Origin of the sequence: Faecalimonas sp. LCP19S3_D12 (assembly GCF_052121495.1) — a bacterium.
Taxonomy (GTDB): Bacteria; Bacillota; Clostridia; order Lachnospirales; family Lachnospiraceae; genus Faecalimonas.
Map to the genome: position 1 here is coordinate 76,882 of NZ_JBQKED010000003.1, position 20,934 is coordinate 97,815.

Sequence of the window (20,934 nt, forward strand, 5' to 3'; positions counted from 1 at the left end):
AAAGACAAAAGTACGTGACTTATGGACAGAAAGGTGCTATAATACTTTTTGGAGATAAAGCATTAAAATAATAAAGGATGGGAGAGAAAAAAATGGATAACAAAAAAGATTTTAAACCATTTATTTCCGCTGACAAAATAGTACCGGAGTTCACATTTACATCGCTGTTCATTGGTATTCTTTTGGCGGTAGTCTTTGGTGCGGCGAATGCGTACCTTGGACTGAGAGTTGGAATGACTGTGTCTGCATCAATTCCTGCGGCAGTTCTTTCTATGGGAATTATTCGTGTGATTCTCAGAAGAGATTCGATCTTAGAGAATAACATGGTACAGACAATCGGTTCAGCTGGTGAATCAGTTGCGGCCGGAGCGATTTTTACATTGCCTGCATTATTCTTGTGGGCAGCAGATGGTGTGGAAGGAATTGAAGCACCTGGACTTTTTGAGATTTTCCTGATAGCACTTGTTGGTGGTACATTGGGTGTTTTATTCATGATTCCGCTTCGTAAAGCGTTGATTGTTGAAGAACACGGTGTGCTTCCGTATCCGGAGGGAACTGCCTGTGCAGAAGTACTTCTTGCAGGTGAAGAAGGAGGCTCAAAAGCATCTGTCGTATTTTCCGGACTTGGGATTGCGGCGGTATACAAATTTGTGGCTGACGGTTTGGGAGTGTTCCCAAGCAGTGTAAACTATGATATCAAGGCATACAAAGGGTCGGCAGTCGGTATGGATGTGCTTCCTGCACTTGTAGGCGTTGGTTACATCTGTGGACCAAGAATTGCAAGCTACATGTTCTCCGGTAGTGTGCTCAGCTGGTTCGTATTGATGCCATTGATCAGCTTGTTTGCAGGGGATGCAATCATCTTCCCTGGAACAAAACCAATCAGTTCGCTTGCACCAGGTGAGTTATGGGGAACTTACATTAAGTACATAGGTGCCGGTGCAGTTGCAACAGGTGGTATCATCAGTTTGATCAAATCATTACCATTGATCGTAAAGACATTCTCTCAGGCAATGAAGAGTATGTCTAATAATAAAGGAAAAGCAGCAAGTGGACTCAGAACAGATCAGGATATGCCGATGCCGGTTATCTTAATCGGTGTTGGAGTCATTGCAATTGCAATTTGGCTACTTCCTACATTCCCAATCAACTTATTGGGAGCGGTTATCGTTGTAATCTTTGGTTTCTTCTTTGCGACAGTATCATCCAGAATGGTTGGTCTGATCGGAAGTAGTAATAACCCGGTATCCGGTATGGCAATCGCAACACTTTTGATTGCGACAATCTTGTTAAAAGCAACAGGTCTTGATGGTGCGACAGGTATGAAAGGTGCAATCGCAATCGGTTCTATTATCTGTATCGTAGCAGCGATTGCAGGTGATACATCTCAGGATTTGAAGACTGGATTTATCGTTGGTGCCACACCAAAGAAACAGCAGTGGGGAGAATTACTTGGTGTTCTTACATCTTCACTTGCAATCGGTGGAGTGCTTTACCTGCTCAACGAAGCATGGGGATATGGTTCAACAGAACTTCCGGCAGCACAGGCTACAATGATGAGAATGATCGTGGAAGGTGTTATGAATGCAGATCTTCCTTGGGGATTGATCGGAGCCGGTGCAGCAATCGCAATTGTAGTTGAGATTTTGAGAATTCCGGTACTTCCGTTTGCAGTAGGTATGTACTTACCACTTTCTTTAAATGCCGGTATCATGGCAGGTGGTCTTGTAAGACTTGTTGTTGAAAAGAAACGCGGTCTTTCAGAAGAAAAGAAAAAAGCTGCTATCGACAGAGGTATTCTCTATACTTCCGGTATGATTGCCGGTGAAGGTCTTATCGGAATTTTACTTGCGGTATTCGCTGTAGTGGAACTTGATCTGACAAAATTGTTAGGTGGATTCTCGCTTGGACAGATTGGTGCGATTCTCATCTTCTTAGTTGTAGTTATCGGTTCGCTGTTCAAAGTGACATTGTTTTCAAAAGAAAATAAAAATTAATTAGAAGAGTAAAATGTTCATGCAGCCTTTTGACAGGCTGCATGAAATTTGTTATGATATAAAAAACTCTATTTTAACGGAAAGGCTGATAGAGCTATGGGACGGAAGAAAGAAAAGAAAGAGAATTATTTGGATTATGTGTTTATGAAGAATCCGGCTTACGCATGGAAAGAAAAAGAAGATGGTTTGGTGTGCCTGATCATTGAGTGGAAAGGATTCTATCATTGGCTTGCACAGAAAGTATTTCACAGACCAAAGCAGAGCGAGATTGCGATGGATGCACTCGGAAGCTTTGTGTGGAAACAGTTAGACGGAAAAAGAGATATGCATGAGGTTGCCGAGCTGGTGAAGCAGGAGTTTGGGAAAAAAGCGGATCCGGTTTATGAAAGACTGATTAAGTTTGTTGAGATTATGAGGGACAATAAGTTTGTGTTGTTGAAAGAGGAAAGAAAAGATGCTTAGTAGATATGTAATCTATATTTTAATGTTTGCGGTTCTTGGGGCAGTTCTCTATGCGTGGGGACTGAAAAAAGCACAGAGCCAGTCACAGGAGCTTGCAAGGATGCTATATGCGAAGTGCTGCAAGATTGTCAAAAAGGAACTGAAAAAGAAAGAATATCTTCGGAAAAATGAGATTGAACAGTTGATCAAGGATGTTCAGGTGGGACAGTTTTACAGCAAGAATAAGATGGGCGTGACGAATCCAAAGGAGTTTATCAATCCGTTTCTTGAATACATGACAAAGAATGAGATTTTGAGAGAAGATATGATAAAAGGGAAAAAAGTATATTATCTAAAAAAATCTTGACTTTCATAGGACAACACGTTATACTGATAAAGTGTAATAAGGCAATGGGGCCGTGCAGATGGATTCTGTGCGGCTAATTTTATTATTTAGGAGGAAAACAATATGTCATATGTAGATGAGGTAATTGAATTAGTTGTGAAAAAAAATCCAGCAGAACCTGAATTTCATCAGGCTGTAAAAGAGGTGTTGGAATCTCTTAGAGTTGTTGTGGAAGCGAATGAAGAAAAATTCAGAAAGGATGCGCTTTTAGAAAGACTTGTTGAACCAGAAAGACAGTTCAAATTCCGTGTGCCTTGGGTAGATGATAACGGACAGGTTCAGGTTAACACAGGATATCGTGTACAGTTCAACGGTGCAATTGGACCATACAAAGGTGGATTACGTCTTCATCCTTCTGTAAACTTAGGTATTATCAAATTCTTAGGTTTTGAACAAATTTTCAAAAACTCATTGACTGGACTTCCAATCGGTGGAGGAAAAGGTGGTTCTGATTTTGATCCAAAAGGAAAATCAGACAGAGAAGTCATGGCATTCTGCCAAAGCTTTATGACAGAATTGTGTAAATATATTGGAGCAGATACAGACGTTCCTGCCGGAGATATCGGAACAGGAGCAAGAGAGATTGGTTATATGTTCGGACAATACAAACGTATTCGTGGAGTATACGAAGGTGTGCTTACAGGAAAAGGATTAAGTTATGGTGGATCTCTTGCGAGAACAGAAGCAACAGGATATGGTCTGTTATATCTGACAGAAGAGATGCTGAAATTAAATGGAATTGAACTTGTAGGCAAGACGGTTGCAGTGTCAGGTTCTGGTAATGTTGCAATCTACGCAACACAAAAAGCACAGGAACTTGGAGCAAAAGTTGTGACAGTGAGTGATTCTACAGGATGGGTATACGATCCGGAAGGAATTGATGTTGCGGCATTGAAAGAGATCAAAGAAGTAAAACGCGCACGTTTGACAGAATATAAAAATTATCGTCCAAACTCTGAATATCATGAAGGACGAGGCGTATGGAATGTGAAAGTGGATATCGCTCTTCCATGTGCAACTCAGAACGAATTACATTTAGAGGATGCAAAAACGTTAGTTGCCAACGGTGTTATTGCAGTGGCAGAAGGTGCAAACATGCCTACAACAATGGAAGCTACGGAATATCTTCAGGCAAATGGTGTATTGTTCGCACCAGGTAAGGCTGCAAATGCTGGTGGAGTTGCTACATCTGCGCTTGAGATGTCACAGAACAGCGAACGTCTGAGCTGGACATTTGAAGAAGTTGACAGCAAGTTGAAAGGTATCATGGTAAATATTTGCCACAATATGGCAGATGCTGCTGAGAAATACGGAGCAAAAGGAAACTATGTAGTAGGTGCTAATATCGCCGGATTCGAGAAGGTTGTAGAAGCTATGACAGCACAAGGAATTGTGTAAAAATTTGAAAAAATAAAAAAAATTAAAAAAAGTGTTGACATTTTGCCGAAGGTGATAGTATAATAGCAAAGCGGGTTAGAGATAACCCGCAAGCATATGGGATCATAGCTCAGCTGGGAGAGCATCTGCCTTACAAGCAGAGGGTCATAGGTTCGAGCCCTATTGGTCCCATGTATTATCGTTTGTGATAATGCCGTATCGATTACTAAGTTTGGGGGAACCTTACTAAGGGTATCGATATATATTGCACATGAGTGACAAAGATGCTGTCAGGAAGTGTTTATAGCAAGGCGGGATAGCTCAGTTGGCTAGAGCACACGGTTCATACCCGTGGTGTCGCTGGTTCAAATCCAGTTCCCGCTACTATTATGGGATCATAGCTCAGCTGGGAGAGCATCTGCCTTACAAGCAGAGGGTCATAGGTTCGAGCCCTATTGGTCCCATGGTATTATTGTATATGGTAATATAGCATCGGTTGCTAATTTTGGAAGAATATTCTAAGAGTGTCGATGTGTATCGCGCGTAAGTGACAAAGAGACTGTCACTGAGTGCTCATAGCAAGGCGGGATAGCTCAGTTGGCTAGAGCACACGGTTCATACCCGTGGTGTCGCTGGTTCAAATCCAGTTCCCGCTATTGAGAAAAAGGGGTTGATGCTAATGCGTTAGCCTCTTTTGTGTATCGAAAAATTATGGAAAGGAGAATGTAAGATGAATGACAATAGTAGGAGAGCCTTATATCTCGTGGCAGGGATTTATTTGGTATATCTGGGCGGAAAGCTTGTGTGGCAATTTATCAAAGGGATAGGAGGAAATCCAGCGGTATCCATTATAGGAGGAGTTGTGTTTCTGTTTGCGGGCATTTTTTTGGTGGTTGATTATATTCGTTACAAAAAAAGAGAGTTTTTGCAAAAAGGTACAGAGCAGGACTTGGAGATAGATGTAATTGAAGGTGAGAAAAAAGATTCGAAGAAAAGCGAGGAATAAAACATGAGAGTGGGATTAGGATATGATGTGCATAAACTGACAGAGGGAAGAGAGCTGATTTTAGGGGGTGTGAATATTCCATATGAGAGAGGGCTGCTTGGTCATTCTGATGCGGACGTGCTTGTCCATGCAATTATGGATGCGCTTTTGGGAGCAGCGGCACTTGGAGATATCGGAAAGCATTTTCCGGACAGCGATGAGCGATATAAAGGAATTTCCAGCATTCTCCTGCTGGAGCATGTGGGAAAACTTTTGGACGAGCATCTTTATGTGATTGAGAATATTGATGCTACGATTATTGCACAGCGTCCAAAGATGCTGCCTCATATAGAAAAAATGAGAAAAAATATTGCGGAGGCATTGAAAATTGAGATGGATCAGGTGAATGTAAAGGCGACAACAGAGGAAGGTCTTGGATTTACCGGGAATGGAGATGGAATTTCTTCTCAGGCAATCTGTGCGATTGAAAAGATTACGAATCTTGCCAGCTATAAAGTGGCGGACAGTGAAGAGAGAAATTGTGCCGGCTGCAGAGGGTGCTTAAGAAGCAATGATAAGGAAGCGTAAAGAATGAATCTGAGAAAATTAGAAAAGACGGAACATGAAAAGACGCGTAGACTTTGGGAAGAGATTTTTACCGAAGATACAGAGGCGTTTTTGGATTATTATTATACAATTAAGACAGCTGAAAATGAGATTTTTGTCATAGAAGAAGATCAAATAATTCGGTCAATGCTTCAACTGAATCCTTATCGGCTGCGTGTGAATAAAGCCTGCTTTTCTGCGAACTACATTATTGCGGTTGCGACAGATGAAAAATATAGGAAACGTGGGCTGATGGGACGGCTTTTAAAACATGCGATGCGAGAAATGTATGACAGAAAAGAACCATTTACGTTTTTGATGCCGGCTGCGGAGGCAATATACTATCCGTATGATTTTCGATTTGTCTACAATCAAGGGCAATGTAAAGTGTCGGGGAGAGAGCAAAAAGAAGAAACGCTAAAGATTGTCCTTGCAGATGAGAAGGACTGTGCAAAACTTGCAGAATTTGCAAATCAATTTCTGGAGGATGAGCAGGTTGTGACAGTGCGGGATGAGAAGTATTATCGAACGGTTCTCGCGGAGCAGAAAAGTGAACATGGTGGAATTGTCATGGCAAAGAGAGATGATCACATCGTGGGAATGTACTGCTATGCGAAAGGGGAGCGGTATGAGATTCGTGAACCACTGTTTTTGAGAGAAGAAGATTTTTTGTATGCGGTTTATACATTGACTGGAAATGAACAGGAACGTGTAAAATGCGGTGCATATGGAACAGAAAAAGAAGTGCCGATGATCATGGTGCGGATTTTGCATTTGGAGACCTTCTTAAAATGCTTTTCTTTAAAAGAAGATGTGGATTTTTATATACAAGTTATAGATTCCTTTTTGGAGGAGAACAATCATATCTTTCATATTGTTGGAGATGCACTGGACGGCGTGACTGTTGTGAGAAAGTGTGAAGCATCGGAGTATTCCTGCGGAGTAATTTCTATTGGAGAGCTTACAAATTTAATGTTTGGCTATCCTTCCAAAGAAGATAGGCATCTCAAAAAAGAATTAAAAGAAAATCTTAAAAAGTTTATTCCGTTGTCAAAAGTTTTTTTGAATGAAGTAGTATAAAGGTTGACAAAACAAAAAAAATTTCATAAACTGTATAAATATAGTGAGAAAGACTTAGAACGAAAAGAGTAGTATATTTGGAACTGACAGAGAGAGATTGCCATCGGCTGAAAGCGATTTTGAGGAAAGAATATATGAAGTGCATTCGGGAGTTGGTTTGGCGAACATACAGTAGCCAGATTCGGGCAGCATACGTTACATGCATCAAGTGAAGGAAGGAGATTCCTTTACTAGAGTGGAACCGCGGATTGAACTTCGTCTCTAGAGTATTTAGAGGCGAAGTTTTTTATTGCATAGAAAATCTGTGAATTTGGGAGGAACGTTGATGGGAATGATATCATATATAAAAGAGGAATTAAACGTAATCAAAGAACGGGATCCTGCCATCAAGACAGGAATGGAAGTGCTTCTTTATTCCAGCTTTAAAGCGATATTAAGTTATCGAGTGGCACATAAGCTGTTTTTGAACAAACATTATTTTCTGGCAAGGTGGGTTTCACAGCGTGCTGCAAGAAAGACCGGAATTGAGATCCATCCGGGGGCAACAATCGGGAAAGGGCTCTTTATTGATCACGGAAGCGGTGTGATCATAGGGGAGACGACGGTGATCGGTGACAATGTGACACTGTATCAAGGAGTTACGCTTGGAGGAACCGGAAAGGAAAAGGGGAAACGGCATCCGACGTTGGAGGATAATGTTATGGTGAGCGCCGGAGCGAAGATTCTTGGCTCTTTCACAATAGGAGAGAACTCAAAGATAGGAGCAGGCTCAGTTGTTCTGGAAGAAGTCCCGCCGAATTGTACGGTGGTCGGTGTACCGGGAAGAATCGTGAGGATGGGTGATAAAAAAATTCCGAGAACAGATATGGATCAGGTACATTTACCGGATCCGGTACTGAATGATCTAAGAGAACTTCATCAGGATAATCTGAAATTGAAAAAACAATTAAAAGAATTAGAAAGTCAGCTCAGATGTGTCACTAAGAAGGACGCAGATGATGCACAAGAAGGAGGACATTATGAAATTATATAACACATTATCAAGAAGAAAAGAAGAATTTATTCCGTTGGAAGAAGGAAAAGTTAAGATGTATGTCTGCGGTCCGACGGTATACAATTTTATCCATATCGGAAATGCAAGACCGATGATTGTATTTGATACAGTGAGACGTTATTTTGAGTACAAAGGCTACGATGTGAACTTTGTATCCAATTTTACAGACGTCGATGATAAGATTATCAAAAAAGCGATTGAAGAGGGTGTATCTGCAAATGAGATTTCGCAAAGATACATTGCAGAATGCAAAAAAGACATGGCGGGAATGAACGTGAAGCCTGCCACAAAGCATCCGCTTGCAACAGAAGAAATCTGTGGTATGATCGAGATGATTCAGGAATTGATCGACAAAGGATATGCTTACGAAAAGAATGGTACAGTGTACTTCCGCACGAGAAAGTTTGATGAGTATGGAAAACTTTCACATAAGAATCTGGATGATCTGCAGTCAGGAGGACGTTCTCTGTTAGTGTCTGGGGAAGACGAAAAAGAAGATCCGCTGGATTTTGTTCTTTGGAAACCGAAAAAAGAAGGAGAGCCTGCGTGGGAGTCTCCTTGGTGCGACGGGCGTCCGGGATGGCATATTGAGTGTTCTGTGATGTCGAAGAAATATCTCGGAAATCAGATTGATATCCATGCGGGAGGGGAAGACCTTGTGTTCCCACACCATGAAAATGAGATCGCGCAGAGCGAGGCGGCAAATGGAAAGGAATTTGCAAAATATTGGATGCACAATGCATTTTTAAATATTGATAACCGTAAGATGTCAAAATCACTTGGTAACTTCAGAACAGTGAGAGAGATCAGCGAACAGTATGACCTTCAGGTGCTTCGTTTCTTTATGCTGAGCGCACATTACAGAAGCCCGTTGAACTTTAGTGCTGATTTAATGGAAGCATCCAAAAATGGTCTCACACGTATCGTGACCGCTGTGGATAATCTGAAACATTTGGAAAATGCAACTTCGGCTGAGACGATGACAGATGTGGAGAAGGAAGCCTTCGAAAAGACGAAAGAATTCGTGGAAGGCTTTGAGACGGCGATGGAAGATGATTTTAATACTGCCGATGCAATTGCTTCTATTTTTGAACTTGTAAAATTTGCAAATACGACTGCGACAGCAGAAAGTTCAAAAGAGTATTTGAAAGGACTTCATGATCTGATTGTGAAACTGGCAGATGTACTTGGATTGATCGTAGAAAAAGAAGAGGAGCTGCTTGCAGAAGATATTGAAAAGCTGATTGAGGAGCGCCAGGCGGCGAGAAAAGAAAAGAATTTTAAACGTGCAGATGAGATTCGTAACGAGTTGTTGGAAAAAGGAATTATTTTAGAGGATACACGTGAAGGAGTAAAATGGAAAAGAGCGTAGGGTTTGAATTTGATTCCTATATGCAAGAAGTTTTTCAAATGAAAGAGGTGGATGTTCACAGTTATTCACCTCTTACATTGGCGTATATAGGAGACAGTATATATGATTTGATTATCAAAAGCCTTGTGATCAATCAAGGCAACCGTCAGGTGAATAAGCTGCACAAGGAGACCAGCATGTATGTTCAGGCGTCCACCCAGTCTCTCATGATGCGCGCGATGCAGGAAGAGCTGACAGAAGAAGAACATGCTGTTTACAAGCGTGGAAGAAACGCAAAATCGGTATCTCCGGCAAAAAATCAATCGATTACCGATTATAGAAGAGCAACCGGATTCGAGGCATTGCTTGGATATCTGTATTTGAAAAAAGAATGGAAACGAATGCTGGATTTGGTGAAAATCGGTCTGGACAGTTTGAAAGAAAAAGAAGTGTAGGAGGCTTATATGAGCGAAGAGATAAAGGTAGAAAATTTGATGGTTGAGGGACGCAATGCAGTGATTGAGGCATTTCGCTCCGGTAAACCTGTGGATAAGCTGTTTGTGCTTGACGGCTGTCAGGATGGTCCGGTCCGCACAATTATCAGGGAAGCGAAAAAACATGATACTATCATTAATTTTGTGACAAAAGAACGATTGGATCAGATTTCTGAGACAAAGAAACATCAAGGTGTGATTGCATATGCAGCGGCCTATGAGTATTCAGAAGTGGAAGACATGTTGGAACTGGCAAAGAAGAAGGGTGAAGATCCGTTTTTGATTTTGCTTGATAACATTGAAGATCCACATAATCTTGGTGCGATCATTCGTACTGCAAACCTTGCAGGGGCACATGGTGTGATCATTCCAAAGAGACGTGCGGTCGGGCTTACAGCTACTGTTGCAAAGACATCTGCGGGAGCGCTTAATTATACTCCGGTCGCAAAGGTGACAAATCTCGCAAAAACAATGGAAGAGCTGAAAGAAAAAGGGTTGTGGTTTGTCTGTGCAGATATGGGCGGCGAATCCATGTACCGACTGAATCTGACAGGTCCAATCGGGATGGTTATTGGAAATGAAGGAGATGGAGTAAGCCGGCTTGTGAAAGAAAAATGTGATTTCATCGCATCTATTCCGATGAAAGGCGACATTGATTCTTTGAATGCATCTGTGGCGGCAGGTGTATTATCATATGAGATTGTAAGACAGCGTTTGCAGTAGTTTTAGGAGAAAAAAGAATGTCTGATTATGGGAAAATGACAGATGAGCAGCTAATCTGCAATCTGCGGGCAGGGGAACAGGAAATTACCGATTATATCATGGATAAGTATAAATTTCTTGTGAAGAAAAAGGCGAAAGAGATGTATCTTCTCGGCGGGGAGAATGATGACTTGATTCAGGAAGGGATGATCGGACTTTTCAAAGCGGTGCGTGATTATGACAGTGAGCAGGGAACGTCTTTTGCAAGTTTTGCAGATCTTTGTATCTCAAGACAGATGTACAGTGCAATCAAGGCGTCTCAGAGGCAGAAACATATGCCGTTGAACTCTTATATTTCCCTGTATGAGCAGGGAGAGGATACACAGGAAGAAAAACAGCAGCCTCTGATCGAGACGATTCAGACAATGAAAGACAATAATCCAGAGGAGTTATTCCTGAATAAAGAATACCTGCAGATGATTGAGCAGGAGTTAAAACAAAGGTTGAGCGATCTGGAAAATCGGGTACTGCATTTGCATTTATTGGGAATCGATTATCAGACCATTGCAAAGCTTTTGGATAAAAGTCCGAAATCCATTGATAATGCACTACAGCGAATTAAAGCGAAAATGGCAGGGATTGTGCAGATATAGAAGACACCTGGCGAAATATGTATTACAAAATAGCGCTACACTTTGCGGGTGGGGCGCTATTTTTGGGGTAATTTGAAAATATTTGAATAGTTCTAAAAAAGCTGCTGGCGGGACTTGAACCCGTGACCTCCGCCTTACCAATTTTATTTATGCCTTTCCGTAGCTTTTCTTATTTCTGCTCATATTTACAAAAATGTTGGATTTATAAGGCTTTTCGGTCTTTGTGCTTTTCTTATCTCTGATTGCCTTAACCTATTCTTAGTATCTAAATAGTAACTAATTTACTATACAGTATATTATATTGTATTTCCTTAGTCAATAAAAAAGAGCCACAACAAACCGTATCAGTAAGTCATGACTCCTTATATTTACATTGCATTCATTCTAATAAATTCATCAAGTTTATCACTTGCAATGTGTGTCTGCTCTTCAAAGCTATGAGCATATATGTTCATTGTTGTTGATGTTTGTGAATGTCCTAACACACTTGCTATTGTGATAATGTCTGTCTTTAAGTAATTGAGTAGTGTTGCACATGAATGTCTTAAACCATGTAGAGGTATTGTTGGTAATTCCTCAAAGCCTTGTTCTTTTGCTTTTTCTGGATTTTCCTGTACCCATTCATTGTATCGCTTTAAATGCCTTACAAAATACTGATATGGTGTACTTCTTCCCATTAGCTTACCGTCTGATTGAATGAATATGTTTCCGTCTCCTTGCCATGCTGTACCCAGGCTTATACGCAAACGATTATATTCAGCCTTGTACTGTCGCAATAGTGGCATTATCTCTTGTGGTATTGGCACAACTCTTATTGATGAATAATTCTTAGGGTCCTTATACGACACACCAGATTCTGATTTAGAGACTGATTTCGTGATTGATATTTCCCTTTTATTAAAATCAATATCTGACCAGTGTAAAGCAAGTGTTTCGCCTTTTCTCAATCCACAAAATAGTGAAATATTGTAGAATACCTTATACTGTGTAGCAACCTTATGTGATTCTGTATAATCGTCAACATAGTATCGAATACCTGTGTCATCTGTTCTGTAATGACCTTTGTACTTGGTTTCGTATGTCAAATCTAACGATTTCAAAAACATAATTGATTGCTTAGGCGTGAAGTATTTTATTTCAACTTCCTTTTTGCTTTTCTTTGGTATTATCGCATTTGTGCAAGGATTAACCTCAATTATTTGCCACCTTATAGCTGTCTTAAACATACCACTCAATATATTTGCACATTTCTTAACAGTAGCATACGCATACTTATTTATTATTGATTCGTAAAAGTCCTCAATCATTGGTGTTCTTATTCGTGCAATCTTTGTAGTCTTAAAGTAAGGAATCATGTTATCATTAAGCAACTGCACATATCCCTCATAAGTAGAATAAGCTAAGTTATTTTTCATGTATGCCAACCACTTAACTGTATATTCCTCAAATGATAGCTTGTCTCCGTCAAAACAATCTCCATTCTTTACACGTTCCTCAAACTCCATAGCATACTTGGCAAGTGCTTTTTCCTGTTGCTTTGCTGTCATACTCGGATCGGGATTGTATGTCGTAGTCTTTACGATTTTCTTACCTTGCATATCATACCCATTCGATACAATAATCTTGTAAGATATTCCCTTTTTGTTTTCTATCTTCTTTATTGATGCCATTCTTAACACCCTTTCTCTATTTGATTTTTGTAGCGATAGAAGGTAGGCTTTGTCATACCTAATTCTCTCATTAGTTCAAAAGGTTTCTTGATACCTTGCTGTACTAAGCAATAATGAGAGGTAAATTCCTCAAGGCTCATAACTCTTGGTCTACCATAATCGTCCCATTCTCCACGAGCCTTTTTCTGTTCAATGCCTTCTCGCTGTCTTTTCTCTTTTTTCTCAATTTCAGCTTGTGCCATGCTTGCATACAACTCAATCATCATATTATTGATAGTCTCTAACATCATACGAGCCATTGAGTTTTCCATAGCTGACAGGTCAATCAATGTTGTGGGTAATTCTAACACCATAACACGAATACCGTTGTCCTTAAAGAATCGTAATTCTTTTAGTGTGGCTTCCTTGTTTCGTCCTAATCGGTCAAGCTCTGTGACTATGAGTGTATCGCCTTTTTCTAAGATTTCATCTTTTAGCATTGTGTAGCGTGGTCGGTTGAAGTTCTTGCCTGTCTGTTGGTCTGTGTATACCTTATCCTTATACAATGTAATGTTGTTATCTTCACAATACTTGATAATCTCTGCAATACCTCTGTCAAGGTGCTGTTCTCTTGTGCTTGTTCTGTGATATGCTACATATTTCATTAAGCTCGCCCCTTTCTGTATAAATCGCAATCGCCACCATCTATAACAGTAGCAGGCTTAATTTCATATCGTTTGCATTTGCAAGTGTTTCCTAACATTACAGTATCATCAAAACGATATTTGCAATCCTTACACTTCAAATCTTCATTTGTGATACGCTTAAAACATAACTTATCTTTTTGGAATTTTTCATCCATAGGATTCAATCGTTTACTCATCTGAGTTTCTCCTTTCTATCGAACATCCGTTCGTTTCTATGATTTAATCCTATCAAGCAAGTATCAAAATGTACACAGCTTTTGTGAGAATAATCAAAAGTTTTTACGCATACATTTTGATACTCATTTCATGTTTCTTTTGCATGGTTTCAAAAAGTATAAATTCTGATACCACATCAAGCGTACTCCCATTTATAACCAGCACAGGCAAATCTTATTCCATTGCAACACTCAACAATGCGTTTAGGCTTTGGCTGTTTGCATAGGACTATTGCGGCCTCTTTGACATTTGAATATGTTGCTATGTACTTACCGTCTATCGTGTACTGTTTGACAGGTCTTTCAAAATCATTATATCGTTCCATGATTTACTCCTTTTGCATATTGCCATTTGTAACCGTTGTATGATGTTTTTCTTCCTCTGCAACAATCTATAATGTGCGTTCCTGCAAAACCAACGCATTCAGCATCATTCAGTGAATCAAACGTATTAAGTAGTTTTCCATTCATTGAATACTGATTGATTGGCTTGCGTTTTATAATTCTTAACACCTGACCTCTGCGAATATTTGCTGTACCATAATTGATATTTTGGCTTGGTGTCACTACTTCCAGATTTTCAACATCATTGTTTACTTTGCATTCGTCCTTGTGATTTATCTGCATTCCCTTTGGTATCTCTCCAATAAAGGCCATATATACTAAACGATGTACAAACATTTGTCTGCGGTTGCCCTCATCATCAACAATTCGCACTCGTTTATATCCACAACTGTTGTAATTTTGCGAAACAATTCTGTTGCTTATTCTGTCATATACTTGGCCTTTATTAGAAATAAGATACCAACTAAAATTAGGAATCGGTTTCCACTGTGATTTTTCTTGGTCTGCCACGTTTTCGCTTTGGTCTAGGTATGTATTCGTCATTGTTGCTCCTTTCAATGCGTTCTACCTCATTGAGTACAGCGTCAACTTCTTTGTCGCCTGTATTGAGGTATTCAACGAACTTGTCAACATTGACGTAATATTTGTTCCCAGACTTTACGAATGGGAATCTTTCCTGTTTACACATCAACCATAGTGCTTTGTATGAAAATCCACTTTCCTCTGCAAGCGTTTTAAGTGGTACCATACGTGGGATATGCACATCTGATTTTACAAATGTTAAGTTGTTCGCTGTTGCATTTATATCCATGTTCATATTATCGTTTGTCATAATTTTGTTCCTTTCTTTGTTGGGAACAAAACACAAACTCATCTATAGTAATTGCATTTGTTCTTGCTTATTTGAATTTTTATTTTTAGGGTTGTTCTCTCTGGAATACTTGCTAGACTTAGCGATTGATTTGAATTTTGATTTTATTGATATATTTCAGAATGTTCCAGAATAAAATCTGATGAACTCCGTATTATAGGTATATATTTTATTAAGCCTGTCAATAGGATTCATTCTGGTTTATCCTGTGTAATCTGGAATAGTAATTATTCTGTATCTTCTGATTTCCATGCACGCGGTTTCTTGAATGCTTCAACCTGTTTAATAATAGTTCTGATATGATAGCCTTGCATATACACATTGGCAAGTGCCTGTTCTGCGTCTCTTAATTCAGTAGCATTAGCAGATTCAAAAGCCTTTTGTGCTTGTGACTTACTTCCCTCAAATGCTTTTTCTCTGATTGGTTCTGATACCAGATTTGCAAACATAGGATATTTAAGCAACTCAATTACAGCTTTACTCCCAATTACACCAGAATTGATTGATTCCGTAAGTAGGGTAGTAGCTTTATTGATATTTGTGTTGTTTGCATTCTTTGGCATACTAGCCATAAGCTGTAAAGCTTTAGCCTGTACCTGTTGCGTATCGTCCTTTTCTCCCTTAAAGTCATAAGCACGATTCTTGATTTCATCTACCTTTTTCAAAGCACGTTCATACACAAAATCATTTTCAGTAAGAAGTTCATTCAATCTGTCCTGTAGTTTTGCATAAACTTCATTTACCATATCTGCGTCAACTGTTTTATAGGTAGAAATAAAATCTTTTGCCACACCAGAAACAGTTCTGATTTCATCAACGGTCTTTGCCTTTCTAATCTGTGCCACAACATTATTATATGCTTCAATAATGCTTACACCTGTGTTATTCATTCTCGTTGCCATTTTCTTCGTCCTCCCATTCATTATTGTTGTTACTTACTACTGTGAAGCCCTGTCCTTTATAGAAGGTATCGTATGCTCCTTGTGTTACCTGTGTTGTGATTTCTCCATTTGTAATCGTTACCATAGGCTTATTCCTCACTTTCTTCTGGGGTGTTATTCCATTCACGCTCCCAATCTTCTTCGTCAGTGTTCCAATCGTCCTCGTCATCTTCTTTGTATGGCACAACATGCACAATCAATGGCTTGTTTTCTTCCTCTGAATCATCTAAGAGAAAAGCTGTATTTGCACCATAGGCTTTTTCTATAATGAACTTGCACGCATTGAACCTGTCCTTGTTATACCTGTCATTGGCAATCTGTATAATGCTTTCTAATGCACCAACAGTAGAAGATTTGAGCAACCTCTGGAACTCTGCTTTTTGCTGTTTTTCTGCGTCTGTGAGTTTAGGCCTGCCGTTCTTGTTGCCCGATTCTCCTTTTGCCCATGCCATTTATAACTCACCGTCCTCACTTTCATTAAAATCATGAATTTCAAATGTCTTTGTGTTTGGATTGTAGCTTTCAATAAATGATTGCTTAACATTATCCTTTTGCAAGTAGTGTAGTATGTCTTGCTTTTCCTTTATCTCTTGTTTGAGAGAGCTTATAAGCATTGAATATGCTTGTGTACCGTTCTTAGGTCTGCCATGCAAATCAATGTTTGTAGATATTCTTTCTATCTTCATTCCTTGCACCTCATATATTTACTGTTAGTTGACTGTTCCCTGTATGCCTGTATGTCTCATATAATTATAGACAAAATCTCATTTTTGCAATTTGCTCAAACACCTCAAATAATGCCTTTTACACACTCATAAATGGTGTTTTACGCTTAGTTTTTGAGATTTGCACTTTTTCAAGTTTGGTCGTGAAAGTAACAATTTGAGTTACCTTTTCGACCTGTTTTTATATTGAATTGTGCATTAGCCTTATCGTCTTTAATACACCATCTGGAAAATCAAAATAGCTTTTACGATAGTATGCAATCATTTGCTTTGACCTGTCTGGCTGTTTTCTAAATGCATACCACTTCTTTAAGGCCTTGCGTAACACCTCAATATCTACAATGCATTCTTTACACTTAATCAATGTATCTTTGATTTCGTTTCCAGAATCAGATTGAGTCAATGTTTCAAATACTTCTTGTACGCAATTATTAAGCATTGGCTTAATATTTTCCTCGCATATCTCGTCAAAAGTTACTTGATACTGGTCTATCAATGTTCGTATAGCTTTCTTTGTAAGAATGTCCTCTAATGACCTTTTATCGCCATACATACGATTAAGCATTCTGTCTAAGAACACCAACTCCACACGAATGAGATTAGGCTCAACTTTAATATTGCCTGTTTGTCTTTGCTGAAATGTCTTATCATATACTTTCAATACCCATTCATGTGCTTTACTTGTAGTCATTGTGCGTTCTGCTTTCCTGTGAGTGTTTCGCTTGTCTGTTGTTTCCTTATACACAGTTACCTTTGCAAAGGATTTCTCAAACAGGCTTATTACATCTTTAGGTTTACAAGCACCAGAACATTTTACAGTTACATTACATTCCATTTTAGTTACATTCATTTGCTTTAAGAATGTGTCTGAATATTTGTTCTGTAAATTCTTTTGCAAATATGCTTTCATGTACTCAACGACTTGATTTCTTACCACTTCAATCTTGATACAATCAGATAATTGAAATGGAGTAATGTTGTTTGGCCTAACTGCATGGGGGAGATTAACATAAGCTGATACCTTGCCACCCCAACAAGTCAGCTTTACAATATCGTTTCCAGAGTTGTTCTTGAGTGTTTCTTCTGGTAGATTGACACTTTCTAGCCCTGCAACAGTTAGTTGCAAATTAAATTCAAGTCCGTCAGCACCTTGTATTCGTTTAACACCCATAATCAACACTCCTTTGCTTACATCTCAATACTGTCAAAGTCGATGTTATTTAAGATGTCACGAAGTGTCATGAGTTCGTCTTTCTTAAAAGTAATTCCCCTAAGCGGGTATTTCACATCATCACGTTCAGATATTCGCCATGCTCTTAAATCAAATACAGGCGGTTTATCACTCCATGCAACTACATTCAATTCTTTTGAAAATCCTCTGTTGCCTTGTGAGATAGTACCGATTTCCTGTGATACTTCAAATTCTGTAATTTTTCTAGTGCCTGACTTTGTTTCCTTTTTTCCATTCATGTTCATAATCATAATCCTTTCAATAATCGAATATTTTAGGCAACAAAAAAGAGCCAATCATCCCGACTAGGATAACTCGCTCAACTAAGCACTCATGTATGAAATTAAATGGCTACTTTTTTAACCTAATAACATTATACCATATATTAAAAATAAAGTACACAGTTTTTTTCTTATTTTTTTCAAATAATTTTCTTGGTCCAAATTTATATATATTATCCAGATATTCCAGAATGGTCCAGAATGAATCCTAATTTTATAGGTTATAAAATCCTTATCCTTATAATAAAGATATTCCAGATTTAATCATGTGACCTCTGATAAAAATCTAAGATAATTACCAATTCGATTAAAATGAATTAGTAACAGTATACCACAAAATTATCATTTCTATTGGCATTTTCTTTGTAGTAACTAAATAGTAACTAAACCTACTTTGCGATAGCAATAGCACATCTAAAAATGATACCAAAAAGTAGAAACTCATTTGTTCAATTATATCTTACAAGTAAAAACAAAAAGGCTTGCAAGTCAAATGCTTACAAACCTTTTATTTTCAATACTTTTAAAGCTGCCAACGGGAATCGAACCCGTGACCTCTACCTTACCAAGGTAACGCTCTACCGACTGAGCCATGGCAGCATTTAGTAACTGAACTGCTGAGCATATTAAATTATAATTACCAAGGCGACGCGCTACCGACTGCGCCACAGCAGCATATATTTTTACAACAAATTTATATTACTATAGCTTGTTTCATCTGTCAATGTTATTTTTAGTAAAAAATTTTCGAAGTGAAACCATTTTAGGGAATTCGCTGTCTAATAGATGAAGACGAATAATTACCGGGATTATTTGTAGGAAGGAGGAGAATTGCTTGAAATATTTGGTAAAAAGAGCGCAAAGGGGAGACAAGGAAGCTTTCGTGGAACTAATGGAACTGTATAAGCAGGATCTGTACAAGGTTGCGAAAAGTTATCTGCGGTGTGACGAAGATGCGGCAGATGCGATACAGAATGCGATTCTGTCATGTTATGAACACCTAAAGGGTCTAAGAGAAATCGGCTATTTTAAAACGTGGATGATTCGTATTTTAATCAACAAATGCAAAGATATTTTGGATAAAAAAGAGAGCCTTTTAGAAGCGTTTCCAGAACAGGAAGACCCACATCATTACGAGCAGGAATCGGAATTTGAGGAGCTTATGGATATGTTGGATGAAAAATACAGAATTGTTTTAACATTACATTATGCAGAAGGATTTACGACAAAAGAGATTGCACAGATTTTGGACATCAGTGAAAATACAGTGAAGACAAGGTTGGTGCGAGGAAGAAAGAAATTTGCAGAGGAAATTTACTGTGAAAGATTGGAAGAAAGGGGGATGCAATTGTGAAAAAGAGATCATTTGGATATGATGAAAAAGCAATCAGAGAAGTGCTGGAAGAAAAAGTGGAGATACCAAATAGTGTTGAACAGAAGATGCAGCAGGCATACCGGGAAATAGGTGTAGAGAAAACAAATGGTATACAATACCGAAAACGCCGTCGTTGGACAGCAGTGGCAGCAGTGGCAATACTCGCAATGACGGCATCTGTTGGGATATATGCGGTGAATCATTATTATACAAAGAAGGTAACAGAAAATGGACGCAAACTATCTTATGAGTTTCAGATGAATTATGACGCAACACCATACGATATAGAGGTGGCGGCAAACTATATTCCAAAAGGGTATGAGTTGAAAACAGAAGGACCGTATGAAGGAAAAATCCATAATGATGAAACTGGTAAGGGAATTACCGTCATGCCTTTTAATGCGGCAAATTTGGATGATATGAAGACACGTGATTTTTCAAATGTTCTGAATGTTGAAAAAATGGAAATTCAGAATATGGAGGCGCATGTGATCACTTACGAAAAAATGGGGGAAACATTGCAGGATATTCTTCTCTTTAATGAAGTGGATGGCTACTGTGTTGATATATGGAGCAATGCAGAAAAGTTAATGGGAGAGGAACTGAAAAAAGTAGCAGAAAACTTACAGATTAAAAAATTAGATACTCAAATTGCGTATAAAACAGCGCAGGAAAAAATGAGAGAAGAAAAATGGAAGCATGCAGAAGAGGCGAGTAGGTCAAAAAGTATTTCAAAAGAGTTGATTCGGAATATTGGCATAGAGATGACAGACCCGAATTTTGAGAATCTAAGTTATGCGGAAGATATTCGATACACCGTAGAAGATGTGCAGATTTTAGATGCGATTTCATTCGAAGAGTTTCCAAAAGAAAATTTTGATACAACAACGATTGAACAAATAGATACTTTTGAGGAAGAAGTGAAGCCTTGGTTAAACGAAGATGGCTCGTTAAAACAGCATGCACGCTATTTGACGGGAGAAGATGGCGTGAATGATTCAAAGGAAAATCGGGAAATGATTGGGGCAAAATTTGTTGTGGTACGCATGAAAGCGAATGTGGCAGGTGGTGCAAAAGACTCGATGGAGGAGACTGATATATCGGTGACATTAGCGCCTGATATGGAGTTTTACGAAACGGATGAAAATGGAGATTTGACACATGCAAAAGAATATTCGACCCCAGATAAATTTGCGGGATATGCCGGATATCCGGTATATTTTGAAACTTCGTCTGAATTGGAATATGACCCAAAGATCAAAAGTGTTTGGAATTGTAAGCTGGACAAAGGAGATGTCGTTGAATATACATTAATTTATATCGTAGATGAGGATCGGCTTGAGAATGCATATCTTCAGTTCTACATGAATGGGAATTTTATGGAGCATGGATGCACCTACGTCAAAATTACTGAGAAATCATAGCAAATCACAGATTACGTGTTGTTC

At 38.9% G+C, this 20,934-nt stretch carries 26 protein-coding genes, 5 tRNA genes, 1 pseudogene and 1 other annotated feature; of the genes and pseudogenes, 18 read left to right on the forward strand and 14 right to left on the reverse strand.

All coding sequences use genetic code 11. From position 1 onward, the window contains the following. Window positions 1–92 precede the first annotated feature (92 nt). From ACTQXY_RS01640 to sigH, 16 genes are all read left to right on the forward strand, one after another. Window positions 93–1,997 (forward strand): OPT family oligopeptide transporter, encoded by a 1,905-nt coding sequence (locus ACTQXY_RS01640; protein ID WP_441658004.1) that lies wholly within the window; start codon window positions 93–95, stop codon window positions 1,995–1,997. Between the two features lie 96 nt (window positions 1,998–2,093). After that, entirely contained in the window at window positions 2,094–2,459 is a 366-nt protein-coding gene (locus ACTQXY_RS01645; protein WP_173691573.1) for a PqqD family protein, read from the forward strand. Next, complete coding sequence (locus ACTQXY_RS01650) at window positions 2,452–2,805, forward strand: hypothetical protein (RefSeq protein WP_022249944.1); 354 nt, start codon at window positions 2,452–2,454, stop codon at window positions 2,803–2,805. The genes ACTQXY_RS01645 and ACTQXY_RS01650 overlap by 8 nt, the downstream gene beginning before the upstream one ends. A 102-nt stretch (window positions 2,806–2,907) precedes the next feature. After that, on the forward strand, window positions 2,908–4,242 hold the full coding sequence (gene gdhA, locus ACTQXY_RS01655) for an NADP-specific glutamate dehydrogenase (protein WP_441658005.1): 1,335 nt from the start codon (window positions 2,908–2,910) through the stop codon (window positions 4,240–4,242). Between the two features lie 98 nt (window positions 4,243–4,340). Then, window positions 4,341–4,413 (forward strand) — tRNA-Val (locus tag ACTQXY_RS01660). A 118-nt stretch (window positions 4,414–4,531) separates the two neighbouring features. Beyond that, window positions 4,532–4,605 (forward strand) — tRNA-Met (locus tag ACTQXY_RS01665). A 7-nt stretch (window positions 4,606–4,612) separates the two neighbouring features. Then, window positions 4,613–4,685, forward strand: a tRNA-Val gene (locus ACTQXY_RS01670). Between the two features lie 118 nt (window positions 4,686–4,803). After that, window positions 4,804–4,877 (forward strand) — tRNA-Met (locus tag ACTQXY_RS01675). Window positions 4,878–4,951: 74 nt separating this feature from the next. Beyond that, window positions 4,952–5,227: a hypothetical protein gene (locus tag ACTQXY_RS01680; protein WP_441658006.1), complete on the forward strand. Its 276-nt coding sequence runs from the start codon at window positions 4,952–4,954 to the stop codon at window positions 5,225–5,227. Window positions 5,228–5,230: 3 nt separating this feature from the next. Next, window positions 5,231–5,794, forward strand: coding sequence for a 2-C-methyl-D-erythritol 2,4-cyclodiphosphate synthase (gene ispF, locus ACTQXY_RS01685; protein ID WP_441658007.1), 564 nt, complete (start codon window positions 5,231–5,233; stop codon window positions 5,792–5,794). Between the two features lie 3 nt (window positions 5,795–5,797). Continuing rightward, window positions 5,798–6,892 (forward strand): GNAT family N-acetyltransferase, encoded by a 1,095-nt coding sequence (locus tag ACTQXY_RS01690; protein WP_441658008.1) that lies wholly within the window; start codon window positions 5,798–5,800, stop codon window positions 6,890–6,892. A 46-nt stretch (window positions 6,893–6,938) separates the two neighbouring features. Further along, window positions 6,939–7,158 (forward strand) — a binding site (T-box leader). A gap of 59 nt (window positions 7,159–7,217) precedes the next feature. Further along, window positions 7,218–7,925, forward strand: coding sequence for a serine O-acetyltransferase EpsC (epsC, locus tag ACTQXY_RS01695; protein ID WP_004611225.1), 708 nt, complete (start codon window positions 7,218–7,220; stop codon window positions 7,923–7,925). After that, a complete protein-coding gene (cysS, locus tag ACTQXY_RS01700; RefSeq protein WP_441658009.1) occupies window positions 7,912–9,318 on the forward strand; it encodes a cysteine--tRNA ligase in 1,407 nt (468 codons plus the stop codon). Before epsC ends, cysS begins: the two co-directional genes overlap by 14 nt. Next, window positions 9,303–9,752 (forward strand): Mini-ribonuclease 3, encoded by a 450-nt coding sequence (locus tag ACTQXY_RS01705; protein ID WP_004611223.1) that lies wholly within the window; start codon window positions 9,303–9,305, stop codon window positions 9,750–9,752. Before cysS ends, ACTQXY_RS01705 begins: the two co-directional genes overlap by 16 nt. Before the next feature lie 9 nt (window positions 9,753–9,761). After that, window positions 9,762–10,514: a 23S rRNA (guanosine(2251)-2'-O)-methyltransferase RlmB gene (gene rlmB, locus ACTQXY_RS01710; RefSeq protein ID WP_441658010.1), complete on the forward strand. Its 753-nt coding sequence runs from the start codon at window positions 9,762–9,764 to the stop codon at window positions 10,512–10,514. A gap of 17 nt (window positions 10,515–10,531) precedes the next feature. Then, a complete protein-coding gene (sigH, locus tag ACTQXY_RS01715) occupies window positions 10,532–11,146 on the forward strand; it encodes an RNA polymerase sporulation sigma factor SigH (RefSeq protein ID WP_441658011.1) in 615 nt (204 codons plus the stop codon). Window positions 11,147–11,514: 368 nt separating this feature from the next. Here the strand turns inward: sigH and ACTQXY_RS01720 are convergent, their stop codons facing one another. The 14 genes and pseudogenes from ACTQXY_RS01720 to ACTQXY_RS01785 all read right to left on the reverse strand — a co-directional run bounded on the left by ACTQXY_RS01720 (window position 11,515) and on the right by ACTQXY_RS01785 (window position 18,711). Continuing rightward, window positions 11,515–12,816: a tyrosine-type recombinase/integrase gene (locus tag ACTQXY_RS01720; protein ID WP_441658012.1), complete on the reverse strand. Its 1,302-nt coding sequence runs from the start codon at window positions 12,814–12,816 to the stop codon at window positions 11,515–11,517. Between the two features lie 2 nt (window positions 12,817–12,818). Further along, window positions 12,819–13,460 (reverse strand): recombinase family protein, encoded by a 642-nt coding sequence (locus tag ACTQXY_RS01725; protein WP_441658013.1) that lies wholly within the window; start codon window positions 13,458–13,460, stop codon window positions 12,819–12,821. Beyond that, complete coding sequence (locus tag ACTQXY_RS01730) at window positions 13,460–13,678, reverse strand: hypothetical protein (RefSeq protein WP_441658014.1); 219 nt, start codon at window positions 13,676–13,678, stop codon at window positions 13,460–13,462. Before ACTQXY_RS01730 ends, ACTQXY_RS01725 begins: the two co-directional genes overlap by 1 nt. A gap of 176 nt (window positions 13,679–13,854) precedes the next feature. Beyond that, window positions 13,855–14,043, reverse strand: a complete 189-nt coding sequence (locus tag ACTQXY_RS01735) for an NUMOD1 domain-containing DNA-binding protein (RefSeq protein WP_441658015.1) — start codon at window positions 14,041–14,043, stop codon at window positions 13,855–13,857. Further along, a complete protein-coding gene (locus tag ACTQXY_RS01740) occupies window positions 14,030–14,434 on the reverse strand; it encodes an HNH endonuclease (protein ID WP_441658035.1) in 405 nt (134 codons plus the stop codon). The genes ACTQXY_RS01735 and ACTQXY_RS01740 overlap by 14 nt, the downstream gene beginning before the upstream one ends. Before the next feature lie 51 nt (window positions 14,435–14,485). Further along, a pseudogene (locus tag ACTQXY_RS01745) lies at window positions 14,486–14,572 on the reverse strand (NUMOD4 domain-containing protein); the annotation flags it as partial. Then, complete coding sequence (locus ACTQXY_RS01750) at window positions 14,532–14,894, reverse strand: hypothetical protein (protein WP_441658016.1); 363 nt, start codon at window positions 14,892–14,894, stop codon at window positions 14,532–14,534. The gene ACTQXY_RS01750 and the pseudogene ACTQXY_RS01745, both read right to left, overlap by 41 nt. Before the next feature lie 266 nt (window positions 14,895–15,160). Further along, entirely contained in the window at window positions 15,161–15,835 is a 675-nt protein-coding gene (locus ACTQXY_RS01755; RefSeq protein WP_441658017.1) for a hypothetical protein, read from the reverse strand. Further along, window positions 15,816–15,959, reverse strand: coding sequence for a hypothetical protein (locus ACTQXY_RS01760; protein WP_441658018.1), 144 nt, complete (start codon window positions 15,957–15,959; stop codon window positions 15,816–15,818). Before ACTQXY_RS01760 ends, ACTQXY_RS01755 begins: the two co-directional genes overlap by 20 nt. A 4-nt stretch (window positions 15,960–15,963) precedes the next feature. Further along, the gene (locus ACTQXY_RS01765) at window positions 15,964–16,326 is read right to left on the reverse strand and encodes a hypothetical protein (protein WP_441658019.1); all 363 of its coding nucleotides are present in this window, start codon (window positions 16,324–16,326) and stop codon (window positions 15,964–15,966) included. Next, window positions 16,327–16,560, reverse strand: a complete 234-nt coding sequence (locus ACTQXY_RS01770; protein ID WP_441658020.1) for a hypothetical protein — start codon at window positions 16,558–16,560, stop codon at window positions 16,327–16,329. Window positions 16,561–16,780: 220 nt separating this feature from the next. Further along, entirely contained in the window at window positions 16,781–17,770 is a 990-nt protein-coding gene (locus tag ACTQXY_RS01775; protein ID WP_441658021.1) for a hypothetical protein, read from the reverse strand. Window positions 17,771–17,787: 17 nt separating this feature from the next. Then, window positions 17,788–18,075 carry a hypothetical protein gene (locus tag ACTQXY_RS01780; RefSeq protein WP_441658022.1) on the reverse strand — a complete coding sequence of 96 codons (288 nt, stop codon included), beginning with the start codon at window positions 18,073–18,075 and terminating at the stop codon, window positions 17,788–17,790. A 563-nt stretch (window positions 18,076–18,638) separates the two neighbouring features. Beyond that, window positions 18,639–18,711, reverse strand: a tRNA-Thr gene (locus ACTQXY_RS01785). 235 nt (window positions 18,712–18,946) lie between these two features. On the opposite strand from ACTQXY_RS01785, the gene ACTQXY_RS01790 reads away from it, so the two are divergent. Then, window positions 18,947–19,465 (forward strand): sigma-70 family RNA polymerase sigma factor, encoded by a 519-nt coding sequence (locus ACTQXY_RS01790; RefSeq protein WP_441658023.1) that lies wholly within the window; start codon window positions 18,947–18,949, stop codon window positions 19,463–19,465. Further along, on the forward strand, window positions 19,462–20,910 hold the full coding sequence (locus ACTQXY_RS01795) for a hypothetical protein (protein ID WP_441658024.1): 1,449 nt from the start codon (window positions 19,462–19,464) through the stop codon (window positions 20,908–20,910). The genes ACTQXY_RS01790 and ACTQXY_RS01795 overlap by 4 nt, the downstream gene beginning before the upstream one ends. Window positions 20,911–20,934 lie beyond the last annotated feature (24 nt).

Coding starts and splice junctions, on each gene's coding strand:
- ACTQXY_RS01640 (WP_441658004.1), top strand. CDS start 93: ATGGATAACAAAAAAGATTTTAAACCATTTATTTCCGCTGACAAAATA.
- ACTQXY_RS01705 (WP_004611223.1), top strand. CDS start 9,303: ATGGAAAAGAGCGTAGGGTTTGAATTTGATTCCTATATGCAAGAAGTT.
- ACTQXY_RS01775 (WP_441658021.1), bottom strand. CDS start 17,770: ATGGGTGTTAAACGAATACAAGGTGCTGACGGACTTGAATTTAATTTG.
- rlmB (WP_441658010.1), top strand. CDS start 9,762: ATGAGCGAAGAGATAAAGGTAGAAAATTTGATGGTTGAGGGACGCAAT.
- ACTQXY_RS01780 (WP_441658022.1), bottom strand. CDS start 18,075: ATGAACATGAATGGAAAAAAGGAAACAAAGTCAGGCACTAGAAAAATT.
- ACTQXY_RS01735 (WP_441658015.1), bottom strand. CDS start 14,043: ATGGAACGATATAATGATTTTGAAAGACCTGTCAAACAGTACACGATA.
- ispF (WP_441658007.1), top strand. CDS start 5,231: ATGAGAGTGGGATTAGGATATGATGTGCATAAACTGACAGAGGGAAGA.
- ACTQXY_RS01755 (WP_441658017.1), bottom strand. CDS start 15,835: ATGGCAACGAGAATGAATAACACAGGTGTAAGCATTATTGAAGCATAT.
- epsC (WP_004611225.1), top strand. CDS start 7,218: ATGGGAATGATATCATATATAAAAGAGGAATTAAACGTAATCAAAGAA.
- ACTQXY_RS01765 (WP_441658019.1), bottom strand. CDS start 16,326: ATGGCATGGGCAAAAGGAGAATCGGGCAACAAGAACGGCAGGCCTAAA.
- ACTQXY_RS01720 (WP_441658012.1), bottom strand. CDS start 12,816: ATGGCATCAATAAAGAAGATAGAAAACAAAAAGGGAATATCTTACAAG.
- gdhA (WP_441658005.1), top strand. CDS start 2,908: ATGTCATATGTAGATGAGGTAATTGAATTAGTTGTGAAAAAAAATCCA.
- ACTQXY_RS01645 (WP_173691573.1), top strand. CDS start 2,094: ATGGGACGGAAGAAAGAAAAGAAAGAGAATTATTTGGATTATGTGTTT.
- sigH (WP_441658011.1), top strand. CDS start 10,532: ATGTCTGATTATGGGAAAATGACAGATGAGCAGCTAATCTGCAATCTG.
- ACTQXY_RS01730 (WP_441658014.1), bottom strand. CDS start 13,678: ATGAGTAAACGATTGAATCCTATGGATGAAAAATTCCAAAAAGATAAG.
- ACTQXY_RS01690 (WP_441658008.1), top strand. CDS start 5,798: ATGAATCTGAGAAAATTAGAAAAGACGGAACATGAAAAGACGCGTAGA.
- cysS (WP_441658009.1), top strand. CDS start 7,912: ATGAAATTATATAACACATTATCAAGAAGAAAAGAAGAATTTATTCCG.
- ACTQXY_RS01760 (WP_441658018.1), bottom strand. CDS start 15,959: ATGGTAACGATTACAAATGGAGAAATCACAACACAGGTAACACAAGGA.
- ACTQXY_RS01725 (WP_441658013.1), bottom strand. CDS start 13,460: ATGAAATATGTAGCATATCACAGAACAAGCACAAGAGAACAGCACCTT.
- ACTQXY_RS01750 (WP_441658016.1), bottom strand. CDS start 14,894: ATGACAAACGATAATATGAACATGGATATAAATGCAACAGCGAACAAC.
- ACTQXY_RS01650 (WP_022249944.1), top strand. CDS start 2,452: ATGCTTAGTAGATATGTAATCTATATTTTAATGTTTGCGGTTCTTGGG.
- ACTQXY_RS01680 (WP_441658006.1), top strand. CDS start 4,952: ATGAATGACAATAGTAGGAGAGCCTTATATCTCGTGGCAGGGATTTAT.
- ACTQXY_RS01770 (WP_441658020.1), bottom strand. CDS start 16,560: ATGAAGATAGAAAGAATATCTACAAACATTGATTTGCATGGCAGACCT.